At 58.8% G+C, this 13,904-nt stretch carries 9 protein-coding genes; all 9 read left to right on the forward strand.

The genetic code is table 11. The annotated features are described in order from the left end of the window. Positions 1-18: 18 nt before the first annotated feature. The 9 genes from HU731_RS09620 to HU731_RS09660 all read left to right on the forward strand — a co-directional run bounded on the left by HU731_RS09620 (position 19) and on the right by HU731_RS09660 (position 13,890). Positions 19-618, forward strand: a complete 600-nt coding sequence (locus HU731_RS09620) for an anthranilate synthase component II (RefSeq protein ID WP_186607903.1) — start codon at positions 19-21, stop codon at positions 616-618. A gap of 40 nt (positions 619-658) precedes the next feature. After that, positions 659-2,119 carry an aminodeoxychorismate synthase component I gene (gene pabB / locus HU731_RS09625; protein ID WP_186607902.1) on the forward strand — a complete coding sequence of 487 codons (1,461 nt, stop codon included), beginning with the start codon at positions 659-661 and terminating at the stop codon, positions 2,117-2,119. Further along, on the forward strand, positions 2,116-3,381 hold the full coding sequence (locus tag HU731_RS09630) for a chorismate mutase (RefSeq protein WP_186607901.1): 1,266 nt from the start codon (positions 2,116-2,118) through the stop codon (positions 3,379-3,381). The genes pabB and HU731_RS09630 overlap by 4 nt, the downstream gene beginning before the upstream one ends. Then, positions 3,378-4,700 (forward strand): hypothetical protein, encoded by a 1,323-nt coding sequence (locus tag HU731_RS09635; RefSeq protein ID WP_186607900.1) that lies wholly within the window; start codon positions 3,378-3,380, stop codon positions 4,698-4,700. Before HU731_RS09630 ends, HU731_RS09635 begins: the two co-directional genes overlap by 4 nt. Further along, positions 4,697-6,400: a thiamine pyrophosphate-binding protein gene (locus HU731_RS09640; RefSeq protein WP_186607899.1), complete on the forward strand. Its 1,704-nt coding sequence runs from the start codon at positions 4,697-4,699 to the stop codon at positions 6,398-6,400. Before HU731_RS09635 ends, HU731_RS09640 begins: the two co-directional genes overlap by 4 nt. A 93-nt stretch (positions 6,401-6,493) precedes the next feature. Further along, entirely contained in the window at positions 6,494-12,175 is a 5,682-nt protein-coding gene (locus tag HU731_RS09645; protein ID WP_186607898.1) for a non-ribosomal peptide synthetase, read from the forward strand. 40 nt (positions 12,176-12,215) lie between these two features. Then, positions 12,216-12,860: an isochorismatase family protein gene (locus tag HU731_RS09650; protein ID WP_202889557.1), complete on the forward strand. Its 645-nt coding sequence runs from the start codon at positions 12,216-12,218 to the stop codon at positions 12,858-12,860. Then, on the forward strand, positions 12,857-13,123 hold the full coding sequence (locus tag HU731_RS09655; RefSeq protein ID WP_202889555.1) for a phosphopantetheine-binding protein: 267 nt from the start codon (positions 12,857-12,859) through the stop codon (positions 13,121-13,123). The genes HU731_RS09650 and HU731_RS09655 overlap by 4 nt, the downstream gene beginning before the upstream one ends. Then, entirely contained in the window at positions 13,120-13,890 is a 771-nt protein-coding gene (locus tag HU731_RS09660; protein ID WP_186607897.1) for a 2,3-dihydro-2,3-dihydroxybenzoate dehydrogenase, read from the forward strand. Before HU731_RS09655 ends, HU731_RS09660 begins: the two co-directional genes overlap by 4 nt. Positions 13,891-13,904 lie beyond the last annotated feature (14 nt).

Consider the following 13,904-nt stretch of genomic DNA (forward strand, 5'->3'; position numbering starts at 1 on the left):
GAAACGAGAGCTGACCCCATGTTCAAGACTTTGATTATCGACAACTTCGATTCTTTCACCTACAACCTTTATCAATATATGGGGCAAGTAACAGGGGAAGAACCTGATGTCTTTACCAACGATGCGTCGCCCCACGATATAGACCTGGGCCGCTACGACTGCATCATCGTGTCCCCTGGCCCTGGTACGCCCAAGCGTCGGCAAGACGTTGGGATCAGTGAAGACGTGATCCGCGATGCCCACGTGCCTTTATTGGGGGTTTGCCTGGGTCACCAGTGCATGGCGCACGTGCACGGCATGGACGTGGACCACGCACCGGAACCCATGCATGGGAGAGTCAGACATATACGCCACAACAATGAAGGTGTGTTCAAAGGCCTGCCCGAGGAAATGCCGGTCGTTCGTTATCACTCCCTCGTCGTAAAGGCGCTCAAGGAACCGTTTGAGCTCAGTGCCTGGGATGAAAACGGAATGATCCACGGTATCCGTCATAAAGAGCGACCGCTCTACGGCATCCAGTTCCACCCCGAATCCATCTGCACTGACTCCGGGCTTGATCTGCTGCGCAATTTTCGAGACATCGCGCACCGGCACAAACTCGACCGTCTACCCCGCTAAACCTGCCGGCTACCGGCATCACAACTAACAGGAGTGGGCAATGACAACCTTTGATGTCGAAGTCAGAGCACTTGACTATAACCCCGATCCATTGCGTGTATTTCGCAGCGAATTTCTGAGTTCACCGCGCCATTTCTTTCTCGAAAGCAGCGTCGTGAAACCCGGTTTCTCCCGCTTCTCGTTCATGGGCGACTCCCATGGACGCCTCGCTGAAACGATCACTTACGAGGCATCCTCGCACAGCGCCTGCGTTGAGTGCAGCGACGGCATCACTCGGGAGTCAACGCAGGACTTCCTCCAATTGTTAGCCTCGCGTCTCAACCATTACCAGTGCAAACAGCCAGACCGGCTGCCGTTTGATTTCAACCTTGGGTACGTCGGCCTGCTTGGCTATGAGCTCAAGAGCCAAACCATCGGCGCTCAAGCTTATGCATCCCGATCACACGATGCGGCCTTCATTCTGGCCACACGGATGATTGCGTTCGATCACGCCGAACAACGCTGCTACTTGCTGTACCTCGTGGAACATGATCAGGACCGTCAGAGTGCGTCCCACTGGTTCGACCAAGTCCAAGCGCGCCTGCACGAACAGCCCAGGGGTGCGCAGCCGATAAGCCGTCAACGTAAGTTGTCGCTGCCTCAGGTGGAGGCGTGGATACAAGACCACGCCTCCATACGACACTCCAAACAGTGCTACATCGACAAGATCAACGAAGCCCAACGCGAAATCATCGATGGTGAGACCTATGAGGTCTGCCTGACTAACTTGATTGAGTTTCCATTCGCCGACTCGCCTTTTGATCTCTATACCGTGATGCGTGAACTGACGCCCGCTCCCCATGCCGGCTATTTCTCGATCCCCGATTTTCAGATCGTCAGTTCGTCACCGGAACGCTTCCTGAAAATCGACCGGCACCACCAGGTCGAAGCCAAACCGATCAAAGGTACCCGACCACGCGGACGGTGCGCCGAAGAAGATCAGGAACTGATCGAACAGATGCGCGGTGACGAAAAAGATCGGGCTGAAAACCTGATGATTGTCGATCTGCTGCGCAACGACCTGGGGCAGGTCTGCACCATCGGTTCCGTCAGGGTGCCAGCGTTGTTTGCCGTCGAAACTTACTCTCACGTGCACCAATTGGTATCCACCATCAGCGGCCAACTCAAACCGTCACTCAGCGCCGTTGACTGTGTGCGGGCGACGTTTCCCGGAGGCTCGATGACCGGTGCGCCGAAAAAACGCACGATGGAAATCATCGACCGCCTCGAAGAAGGCCCGCGTGGCGCCTATTCCGGCTCGCTCGGCTGGTTTGGCCTGGGCGGTGCCTGCGATCTCAACATCATGATCCGCTCTATCACTGTCGACGCCAAGGTCGCCCGCTTCGGCGTCGGCGGCGCTATTACCTCGCTTTCCGATCCATTGGGCGAATACATCGAAACCATCGTCAAGGCCAGCGGCGTTGTCGAGGCCGTCACACAATTGAGGAATACATCGGTATGAGCCTTCCCTCCTCCGCGCATCGTCATGCCGTCGTCGTCGGCGTACTCGGCTCAATCGGCCAGTTACTGGCCAATCAACTGAGCGTTGCCGGCTACAGCGTCACCGGCATTGACCTGGCCGCAGACGGTCAATCGCTCGAGGCCCAGACACACACGGTTATCCAGGGCGATATCCTGCGCCCCAGCAGTGAAATAAAACAGCAACTGGGCGACGCTCGAATCCTCGTGTTGGCGCTGGCCCAGAACGTCCTCATAGAAGCGCTGCCTCACCTACTCCCCTCATTGCGCTCCGATTGCCTGATCGTCGATACCCTGTCGATCAAAAGCGAATTCGCCGATTTCGTCGCGACCCTGGATGTGCCGCAGCCCATGGTTGGTATCAACCCGATGTTTTCCGGTGACCTGGACCCCACCGGCAGGCCTGTAGCGGTAGTGACCTACCGCGACGGCGACGCGGTGGCCGGACTCATCGAGTGGTTGTACAGCTGGCCAGTGAACGTCTTTGAGATGACCACCGGCGAGCATGATCGGACGATGGCGTATCTGCAGACCCTTGGCCATGCCTTGGTGATGGGGTTTGGTATGACGCTGGAGGAGTCTGCTGCCCCGCTGGAAAAGGTATTCGAACTCGCACCGCCCCCCTTCAAAGTCATGCTTGCGTTACTGGCACGCATGACTAAAAACCATCCCGATGTGTATTGGGAAATACAGTCGAATAACCCCTACTCCCAAGAGATACGCAGCCGAATGCTCGCGCAACTGGGCAAGCTCGATGACATGGTCAATACCGGCTCACGCCTGGACTACCACTTGTCGATGGCAATGCTGAGAAACGCGCTGCAACCGCTGAACCCCGGCCTTGAAAATACCAGCCGCCGCCTGTTCGAACAGCTTGGCCAAACGCCGCCAGCGAAGAATGAGGCACCAGAGGGTTTGGCGGACTTTCGTCAACGTATCGACTGCATCGACGACCAACTGGTGGACTTGCTCGGTCAGCGCCTGGGCCTCATTCGAGAGGTCGCGCAAAGCAAAAAAGACCACCACACAGCAGTCATGCAGCCCAACCGCGTGGTCCAGGTCATCGAGCGGTGCAAGGCTCGTGGTCGCCAGCACCACATCCGCGAGTCCCTGATCGAGCAACTCTACGGCCTGATCATCGATGAAGCCTGCCAGATCGAATACGACGTGATTGGCGGCCCCCGCGAGTCGCTTTACGAAGCCAGCCCATCCGCCTTCACCTCAAGTGCAGAGAAAATCCAATGAGCAATGTCAAACAACAAACTGCCCAAATCGTCGATTGGTTGAGCTCAACCCTAGGTAAGGATCACCAGTACCGTGAAGAAAGCCTGAGCCTGACGGCGAACGAAAACTATCCCAGCGCCCTGGTGCGCCTGACGTCCGGCTCTACCGCCGGGGCGTTCTACCACTGCTCGTTTCCCTTTGAAGTGCCCGCAGGCGAATGGCATTTCCCTGAGCCTGGGCACATGAACGCCATTGCTGATCAAGTGCGTGACCTGGGTAAAACACTGATCGGCGCGCAGGCCTTCGACTGGCGCCCCAATGGTGGTTCTACCGCTGAGCAGGCACTCATGCTGGCGGCCTGCAAGCCGGGTGAAGGTTTTGTCCACTTTGCCCACCGCGACGGTGGTCACTTTGCGCTGGAGAGCCTGGCGCAGAAAATGGGCATCGAGATTTTCCATCTGCCGGTAGACCCCATCAGCCTGCTGATCGACGTCGCCAAGCTCGATGAGCTGGTTCGACGCAACCCTCATATCCGTATCGTCATTCTCGATCAATCGTTCAAGCTGCGCTGGCAGCCGTTGGCCGAGATCCGCGGTGTACTGCCGGACTCTTGTACCCTGACCTATGACATGAGCCACGACGGCGGCCTGATCATCGGCGGTGTGTTTGATTCTCCTCTCAACTGTGGGGCCGACATCGTCCATGGCAACACTCACAAGACCATCCCTGGCCCGCAAAAAGGCTATATCGGTTTCAAATCGGCTCAACATCCCCTTCTGGTAGATACCGCCCTCTGGGTCTGCCCACACTTGCAGAGCAACTGCCACGCAGAACAGTTGCCGCCGATGTGGGTGGCGTTCAAGGAAATGGAGCTCTTCGGTCGGGACTATGCCGCACAGATCGTGAGCAATGCCAAGACTCTGGCCCGCCATCTACATGAGCTGGGGCTGGATGTGACAGGTGAGTCGTTCGGTTTCACCCAGACCCATCAAGTGCACTTTGCCGTTGGCGATCTGCAAAAAGCCTTGGACCTGTGCGTCAACAGTCTGCATGCCGGTGGTATTCGCTCCACCAATATCGAAATCCCTGGCAAGCCTGGTGTACATGGCATCCGCCTGGGTGTTCAAGCAATGACGCGCCGAGGCATGAAAGAAAAAGATTTCGAAGTGGTCGCACGCTTCATTGCCGACCTGTACTTCAAGAAAACCGAGCCGGCCAAGGTCGCGCAGCAGATCAAAGAATTCCTCCAGGCTTTCCCCCTGGCGCCATTGGCCTACTCCTTCGATAGCTACTTGGACGAGGAGTTGCTGGCGGCGGTGTATCAGGGAGCCCAACGATGACTGACCTCCCCTCCACACATATCAACCTGACCTCCCTGGAGGTCAGCCTGGGCGACCTGGTGGGTCGAGTGCTGGTTGAAAGCGGGATCGATGATCTGTTTTGTATCCCCGGTGACTTCACCATGCAGTTGTCGCGAGAACTGCTGAACACGCCGGGACTTGCACTCAGGACCATGTCCCACGAGTACGGCACCACGCTGGCGGCCTTGGGTTATGCGGTAGGCAAAGGGGTTCCAGGCGCCGTGTGCTTCACCTATGGCGTGGGTGTGCTGAACGCCACCAATGCCATCGCCCAAGCCTACGTGGAACGCGTGCCGCTGCTGGTATTTTCCGGCTCACCGGGCACCCGCGAGCGCCAGGCGCCATTATTCCTGCACCACACGATCGTAGATCACCAGACCCAGTACCGCATCATGAAAGAGATTACGGTGCATCAGGTCTGTGTCACGGACCCGCATCAGGTGCTGGAGCAACTGCGCGAAGCGGTTGCCTTGGCGGTACTGCACTCAAGGCCCGTATATGTAGAAATCCCACGAGACCTGTTCCAGGCGCGGGTGCGCTACACCCCTGCCCGTCGGGTGCCGCTGGAACCTTCCGTGCGTTATAGCCAGGCCGCGCGCCAAGCTGCAGAACTGGCGTATGCGTTGGTACGCAAGGCCCGTGACCCGGTGTTCGTACCTGGCCTGGATCTCAAGCGTCGCGGGCTGACGGACCTGGCCATGCGGGTCTGCGAGCGGCTCGCCATGCCTTGGGTGGCAACTCCCATGTCCCGAGGCGGCATTCCGACCTCGCATCCCAACTACCGAGGCATTTATGCCGGGCCTGCTTCACCTTCAGGGATAACCCGTGAGCTTTTGGCCAAGTGCGATGTGCTGATGCTCGTCGGCGAACCCAACTCTGACGTCAACATGGGTATTGCCAGCCATATCCCCAAGGGCCGCTTGATTCACGCCGATGACGGCAAAATTGTGGTCGGACGCCAATGCTTCAAGGCCTCCACAGCAGAGTTCCTGATTGCCTTCAGCGATGTGATCCAGAGCACCAAGACGCCACTGGCGCCACTGACCGACGCGCAAAAAACCTTCATCGTACCGCCGCCCACCAGCCTTTACCCCTCAGAAGAAGGCCCGCTGACGCCGTTCGACATTATCAACGAGCTCAACCGTCATTTCGTCAGTCGGCCGGACACCCAACTCGTGGTCGATTGCGGCGATGTGTTCTTCATGTCCCTAGGCATGTTCCCCGCCGACGTCCTCACCTCGCCGCTGTATATGAGCATGGGGATTGCGGTGCCTGGGGCCATGGGCTACCAATTGGGCACCGGTAGACGGCCGATCGTTCTAGTGGGGGATGGCGCCTTCCACATGACGGGCAACGAGCTGATGCGCGCAGCCAAGTTTGGCCTGAGCCCTATCGTGATTGTTCTCAATAATCAGCGCTGGGCCTCGCTGTCCTCGGATGCCGCTGACATCGCGCTCACCGAACAGATGCCCATGAGCTTTTGCGCAGCAGGGCAGTTCCTGCAAGTCCAGGCGTTCACCGCCACCACTGGCCGCGAGCTGCGCCTGCACTTGGACGAAGCCTTGAGCATGGACAGACCGGTGCTGATTGACGCTCAAGTCGACCCTTCCAAACGCTCCTATTTGTGCGAGCGTTTTTTCGACGCTGTTAAAAGCCAGCAGCATTTACCCAAGGCATGACCTTTCGTGCATTTACCATTTCCGACCGGAGTTAAAACTGGCATGTCAGCCTCATTCACCACTGCTTTGACATCTGCCCAACAGTCGATTTGGATGGGGCATCAATTCGACCCGCAAAGCCCTGCCTACAACGTTGCCAGCTATATCGAGCTGCGCGGTGAGATAGACCCCCAGCGCCTGCAGCATGCCCTGCAGCGGGCGGTGAACGACATCGAGGGTTTGCGCGCCCGCTTTGATGAAGACCCGGCTCAGGACGGCGCACTGACACAAACCATCCTGGCCCAGGTCGCCGTAGACCTTGGCGTGCTCGACCTGGATGCCGAACAGGCGCGGGCCTGGATGGAGAACGACCTGGCGCGTCCCACGGACCTGTCAAGCGGCCCGATTTTCTCCAGTGCACTGCTGCACGTGGCACCCAACGTCAACTATTGGTACTTCAAGACCCACCATATCGTCATGGATGGCGTCGCACTCTCCATGCTGTTCAAGCGCGTCGCAGAGCTTTATGGGCAAGCGCTGGAAGTCAACTCGCCATCGCCTTTTGGCAGTGTGCGAGAGGTACTGGAGAACGAACTGGCTTGGCGTGCATCACCAGCCTTTGCACAGGACCGTGCGTTCTGGCAACAACACTGCCAGGACATGGCCGAGGTGGCGAGCCTCAACAGTGACGTCGCTCAACCTTCCTACCAAGCCATCCAGCATCGCCAGGTGTTGAGCGAACCTATCCTGGCCAGCTTGCGCGAACGTGCCGAGGCGCTGGACTCGCAGTGGGTCAATGTACTGTTGGCGGCCTTCGCAGCGTTTATCGGGCGTAGCACCGGGTATCGCCAAGTGACCGTTGGCCTGCCGATGATGAACCGCTTCTCCACCGGCGCGATCAACGTTCCCTGCACCCTGGCCAATGTGCTGCCGCTGCGACTGGACATCAAGCCCGGCGAAAGCGTTGAACAACTGGTTGAAAGCGTCCAGGAACAATTGGACCGCATGCGTGCCCACCAACGCTATCGCGCCGAAGATATCCGACGAGATTGCAACCTGCTGGGTGATAACCGACGCCTGACAGGACCGCAAATTAATATTGATTTCTTCTCCACAAAGCTATCGTTCGATGGCGTGCATGGCGAAGTCCACGTGCTCAGCGCTGGCCCTGCCGACGATCTCTCATTACTGATCCAGACGCCGGCCGATGATAAAACCTTGAACATCATTGCCATGGCCAACCCGGCGCTATACAGCCATGAGGCCCTTCAACGGCACGTGCAGCGGTTCGTCGACTTTGTCGAGCGTTTCGCGGCGGCCAGCGATGCCCCGTTGGGGCTGCTGGACGCCTACGACGCCACAGACCCGGGCTACGCCCAAGGCAACGCCTGCTTCAGCCCGGTAAACCAAGCGCATACGCTGGCGCAGACCCTGGTCGAACGTTTCGAACACGCCGTGCATGCGGCCCCGGATGCCATCGCCCTGACCTTCAATGGCGAACATCTGAGCTACCAGACGCTCAACCAGCGCGCCAACCGTCTCGCCCATTTGATCCAGGCCCGGACCGGACGAAACGGTACACAACCGGTCGCTCTGTTATTGGCGCGCTCTGTCGAGACACTTGTCTGCATCCTTGGGGTCTTGAAGGCCGGCGCCTACTACGTGCCACTGGACCCGGACGCCCCAGCCGAACGCATCGCCACGATCCTTGAAGACACCGGTCCGACATTGGTGATCTGTGATCAATCAAGCCAGGAGCTGGTCCCGGGCAGCAGTTTGAACGTCATGGTCATCGACGCACCAGAGTGTACGGACGCTTTGCAGCAGCAGCCCATCGACAACGTGCAGTCGGGACCGGGCGCCGAAGACCTGGCCTACATCATCTATACCTCCGGTTCCACCGGCAAACCCAAAGGGGTGTGCATTACCCACCACAACGTTGTGCGCTTGTTCGAGAGTACCCATCACTGGTTCGATTATCGCAGCAGCGACGTATGGACCGCCTGCCACGGCTACATCTTCGATGCGTCGGTCTGGGAAATGTGGGGCGCATTCGCCCATGGCGGCCGCCTGGTATTGGTGCCTGTAGACACCACCCGCGACCCGGAAAAACTGCTGGAACTGGTGGTGCAGGAACAGGTGACCGTATTCGGCCAGATCCCGTCCGCGTTCTACCGTTTGATGGAGGCCCAGGCCGATCACCCGGAACTCGCGTCCCGCTTGAACCTGCGCTATCAGTGCTTTGGCGGCGAGGCGCTGGACTTGAGCCGGCTCAAACCCTGGTTCGATCAGTACGGTCATAGCCGTACCCGTTTGTTGAACCTGTACGGCATCACCGAAACGACCATTAACGCGACGTACCAGTTCATCACACTGGAACAAGTCCTGGCTAATCAAGGCAGCCTGATCGGCACGGTCTACGATGACCTCGACATCAAGGTTCTGGATGATGCACTGCGCCCGGTACCCGTGGGTGGTTATGGCGAAATGTATGTACGCGGGGCGGGCCTGGCGCGCGGTTATCTCAATCGCCAGGACCTGGATGCCACCCGCTTTGTGGCCGACCCGTTCGGTGCCCCCGGCGAGCGCATGTACCGCAGTGGCGACGTGGCGGCGTTGCAGGAAGGTGGGGTATTGGAGTACATCGGGCGGGCCGACCAGCAAGTCAAGGTCCGTGGTTATCGCATCGAGTTGGGCGAGATCGAAACCCAACTGCGCGGCCACCCGCTGTTGTCCGATGCCATTGCGTTGGTGGTCACCGATGCATCGGGCGATCCCAAATTAGTGGCGCACGTAGTGCCAAGAGCCACATGCCGTTGCGAGGATATCGACACTGCGCAGGTGCGCGACTACCTGCGCGAGCGTTTGCCCTCCTACATGGTGCCTGGCGCCATCGGTGTGCAAGAGCGCCTGCCTGTCACTTTGAGCGGCAAGGTGGATCGAAAGGCTTTGCCGGCCATTGCTCTGTCGGGTGCGCGTCAGGTCCAGGCGCCTCGTGATGAGTTGGACGAGCGAGTCCTGGCCGCCTGGAGTGAGCAACTGGAGATAGAAACCCTCGGCATCGATGATAACTTCTTCGATATCGGCGGTGACTCGATCAAAGCCATCAGGGTCTGCCGGGACCTGGGACTGCCAGTGACCGAGCTGTTCGAACAGCCGACCCCCAGGGCCAATGCAGACTATCTGCGTGATCATCAGGACAGCGAGACCCAGGGCGCGGCCAACTGGCTGCACAAGTTCGACAAGGGCGCAAAGAAAGAGCGCCTGAACCTGGTCTGCGTTCCGTTTGCCGGTGGTAATGCGTTTGCCTACCGCAACCTGGTCAACCAGCTGTCGAGCGTCTTCAACTGTGTCTCGGTCAACCTGCCGGGGCACGACATCATGCGCCCGGACGAAGGCATGCAAGACCTGGAAACCGTCGCTGACGCCGCGACTCAGGAAATTCTCGCCACGCTGAGCGGGCCGATCGTTGTCTACGGGCACTGCGCCGGTAACGCCACCGCCATCGAGATCGCACGACGCCTGGAACAAGGCGGTGCCGATCTCAAGGCTCTGGTCATTGGCGGCATGCTGCTGGATCAAGACCCGGTAGAAGTGCGGGCCAGGGTTGCCGAGCAGAGCGGCGAAAACATTATTGATTTCCTGCAGCAAATTGGCGGTTTCAAAGAGGTCCTCGACGATGCCAGCATGGCAAGCATCGCTCGCATGACCAAACATGACGCCACCCAGACCGCACGCTTTTTCGCCGAGGAAGCGCTCAATCGCCAAACGTTGCAGGCGCCTATCCATGTGATCGTTGGCGACATGGACCCGCTCACCCCCGACTACGAGGCGCGCTACAAGGATTGGCTGATGTACTCGCCAGACGTAACGCTGTCGGTGATCGAAGGCGGCGGACATTATTTCGTGACCGACCTTGCCGAACCGTTAGCCCAGGTGTTGCTGGCGCGCTATAAGCACCTCAACCCGATTGTCCCTATCCGTGGGCCACGCGCCCTGCGCGCGTTCCATAACCCGTTCGACGATGTTGACGGTAGCTTCCGCCTGCTCATCAACGATGCCCAGCAACTGTCGTTGTGGCCAGACTTTGCGCCCACGCCGACGGGCTGGAACACACTATTTGGCCCAGCCAGCCATGGCGAATGCCTGGGCCGCACGCAAGACAACCGACTCGAAACACTGATCAGCCCTCCTGCACCCATCGAAGGGCTCGATGCCCCTTATTGGCCCAGGGAGTTCGAGACTCGCTATCGGGCCAGTGGTTGGTGGACCGGGGAAACTCTGGGCGCAATACTCACGCGTCATGCGCTGCTGGCCCCGAATCGCGTGGCGGTTACCGACGGCGAACGGAACCTGAGCTATTCGCAACTGGACAGCAATGCCGATCGAATTGCCGATGGCTTCGCCGCCCTGGGCTTGAAGGCGGGTGACCGGGTGGTTGTGCAGCTGCCCAACTCCCTGGAGTTCATAGAAACCATTTTCGGCTTGTTTCGTCTCGGTGCAATTCCGGTGTTTGCCTTGCCCTCGGATCGCCTGAATGAAATCACCCACATTTTTCAGATTTCAGGCGCAATCGCCTACGTAATCAAAGACCAGACGATGGGCTTCGATTACCGACATATCGCCACCGAGCTCACGCAGCAGATTCCAGCCATCAAGCAGGTCATCGTCGTCGGCGATGCTGAAGGTTTCGTACCTTTCGCCCAGCTGTACGGACGTACCGCTGCCTGGCCGCAGCGCCATTCGCGCGAGCCTGCGCTCATCACGTTGTCCGGCGGCAGCACCGCGCTGCCTAAACTCATCCTGCGCCGACATGACGACTACCTCTATAGCTTCAAGGCCAGCGCTCAAATCTGCCAGTTGAATAGCGACAGCGTGTACCTGTGCGTGTTGCCTGCCGGGCACAACTTCACGCTGAGTTCGCCAGGCTTTCTCGGCGTGCTGTACGCCGGTGGCCGCGTCGTCATGACTTCGGACCCTAGTGGTTCAGCCGCTTTTGCATTGATAGAGCGCGAGCGCGTGACATTGACGTCGGTAGTTCCAAGCCTGGCCCAGGCCTGGCTGCATGCCTCCCGCGAACATGACCTGTCCAGCCTGAAATTGCTCCAGGTTGGAGGTGCACGCCTGAGTGATGATGTGGCCGAGCGGCTTGCCAAATCGTTCGATTGCCAACTGCAGCAGGTCTACGGCATGTCCGAAGGCTTGGTGTGCTACACGGCGATGGACGACACCCAAGAGCATGTTTTGCATACGCAAGGGCGTCCTATCAGCAGTGACGATGAAATCCTGATCGTCGACGAGAACGACGAGCCAGTGGCCAACGGCATCGCAGGGCAACTGCTGGTACGCGGCCCCTACACCATTCGCGGCTACCTCAATGCGCCGGAACACAACGCCAGGGCCTTCACACCAGAAGGGTTTTACCGCACAGGGGATGTGGTGGTGTTCCGCGACGACGGCTATCTGGTGGTCACCGGTCGCATCAAGGACCAAGTGAACCGCGGCGGCGAAAAGATCGCCGCAGAAGAAATCGAAGGCTACCTGCTTGCCCATCCGGGCGTTCTGGAGGCCGCGATCATCGGGCTGCCGGATGAGTATCTGGGTGAGGTGTCATGCGCGGTGGTCGTGCTGGCACCTGGCACGCAGCTGTCGGGCAGTGCGCTCAAGTCGTTCGTTCGTCAGCAAGGGATAGCGGCCTTCAAGGTCCCAGACCAGGTTTATCTGGTCCCGTCATTGCCTAAAACCACCCTGGGCAAGATCGACAAGAAGCGACTGCGAATACAACTGGGCCAATGACCACCGCTTAGCTGGCACCTGAACCTACAAGGACTGAATGATGGCAATCCCGAAAATCATGGAATACCGCGCGCCGAACGAAGTAGCACTGCAACGCAAACCGCTGGACTGGGCCGTCGAGCCATCCCGGGCGGCGCTGTTGATTCACGATATGCAAAATTACTTCCTGGCGCCTTACGCCTCCAAGGCTTTCATCGATGGCGTCATACAACGTATCGCTGCCATCAAGGAGTGCTGCCATGCGCTGAATATTCCCGTGTATTACACCGCCCAGCCAGGCAACCAATCCAAGGACGACCGTGGTTTGCTGACGGACTTCTGGGGGCCGGGCATGCCCGAGCAAAGCAACGCAAAAGATATTGTCGCGGGGCTTGAACCTGACGCGGACCTTGATGAGGTGCTGGTTAAACATCGCTACAGCGCCTTTGCCAAGTCGCCGCTGCTCAAACGCATGCAGGAGGGCCAGCGCGACCAACTGATTATCTGTGGCGTATATGCCCACATTGGCTGCCTGGTCACGGCGACCGAAGCCTTCATGTGTGATATCCAGCCATTCGTGGTCGCAGATGCCATGGGCGATTTCTCTCTGGACTTGCATGAAATGGCGATACGCCACATGGCCAACTGCTCCAGCAAGATAATGTCTTGCAATGACATGCTGGCAGAACTGGGGAAGGCACGATGACCCCGGGCAAGCTGATGTACGAAAAGCCGGATTTCTACGCTGAGATTGCCGCGATATTGAGAATCCCAACGGAGGAACTCGCCGAGTTCGAGTCGCCTCAAGAGGCTGGCGTAGACTCAGTGCGCTTGCTGACGCTCAGTGAGAAATGGCGTAAGCGCGGGATTGACGTGAGCTTCATGGAGCTTGCTGAACGCCCCAGTTTTACCGCCTGGTGGATGCTGCTCAGCGAGCGGATGCCGGTGACGGAGTGTGAGCAACCATGAGCCGTTTCCAACATCAGTCGATTGTCGTTACCGGAGCGGCCCAGGGCATAGGAGCTGCTATCACACGCCTGCTGCTCCAGGAAGGCGCCGAGGTCTTTGCCTTGGACAATAACGCCCAGGCACTGGCGGTGCTGGCCGATGAACAACGCTCGCTCAAGCTGCATCCGAAGGTTGTCGATATCACCCGGGCGCACGAAGTGGAGTCGGCCATTGCCGCCATTGACAACCATTACCCACTGGACGGGCTGGTCAACAATGCCGGCGTTTTGATCCCCAAGAGCATCGCCACTACGTCAGCCGAAGAATGGCAGAAGACCTTTGAGGTGAACGTCCACGGTACCTTCTTCATCTCCCAGGCCGTGGCCACACGCATGGCCGCCCGTGGTCAAGGCGCTATCGTTACGGTTGCCTCGAATGCGGGCAGCACACCGCGCGTCAACATGGGCGCCTACTGCGCGTCCAAGGCAGCTGCAGCCATGCTCACCCGTTGCATAGGCTTGGAGTTCGCCGCTCAGGGAATTCGCTGCAATGTGGTGTCGCCCGGCTCGACCCGTACGCCCATGCTGGCAAACCTTGCTGGTGAAGGCACGCAGACCGAGCAGCGCATCATCGCTGGCGACCCCGCGCAATACCGACTCGGTATTCCCCTGCAAAAAATTGCAGAGCCGCAGGATATTGCGGCGGTGGTGGCCTTCCTGCTGTCTCGCGATGCGAACCATATCACCCTGCAAAACCTGATCGTTGATGGTGGGGCCACCTTTGAGTAAGTCACCCCACGCCA

Source organism: Pseudomonas salmasensis (assembly GCF_014268375.2).
GTDB classification, from domain to species: domain Bacteria; phylum Pseudomonadota; class Gammaproteobacteria; order Pseudomonadales; family Pseudomonadaceae; genus Aquipseudomonas; species Aquipseudomonas salmasensis.

What these genes read in the sequence shown, in the direction of transcription:
- HU731_RS09630 (WP_186607901.1), top strand. Translation starts at nt 2,116, where the DNA reads ATGAGCCTTCCCTCCTCCGCGCATCGTCATGCCGTCGTCGTCGGCGTA.
- HU731_RS09660 (WP_186607897.1), top strand. Translation starts at nt 13,120, where the DNA reads ATGAGCCGTTTCCAACATCAGTCGATTGTCGTTACCGGAGCGGCCCAG.
- HU731_RS09635 (WP_186607900.1), top strand. Translation starts at nt 3,378, where the DNA reads ATGAGCAATGTCAAACAACAAACTGCCCAAATCGTCGATTGGTTGAGC.
- HU731_RS09655 (WP_202889555.1), top strand. Translation starts at nt 12,857, where the DNA reads ATGACCCCGGGCAAGCTGATGTACGAAAAGCCGGATTTCTACGCTGAG.
- HU731_RS09640 (WP_186607899.1), top strand. Translation starts at nt 4,697, where the DNA reads ATGACTGACCTCCCCTCCACACATATCAACCTGACCTCCCTGGAGGTC.
- HU731_RS09650 (WP_202889557.1), top strand. Translation starts at nt 12,216, where the DNA reads ATGGCAATCCCGAAAATCATGGAATACCGCGCGCCGAACGAAGTAGCA.
- HU731_RS09645 (WP_186607898.1), top strand. Translation starts at nt 6,494, where the DNA reads ATGGGGCATCAATTCGACCCGCAAAGCCCTGCCTACAACGTTGCCAGC.
- HU731_RS09620 (WP_186607903.1), top strand. Translation starts at nt 19, where the DNA reads ATGTTCAAGACTTTGATTATCGACAACTTCGATTCTTTCACCTACAAC.
- pabB (WP_186607902.1), top strand. Translation starts at nt 659, where the DNA reads ATGACAACCTTTGATGTCGAAGTCAGAGCACTTGACTATAACCCCGAT.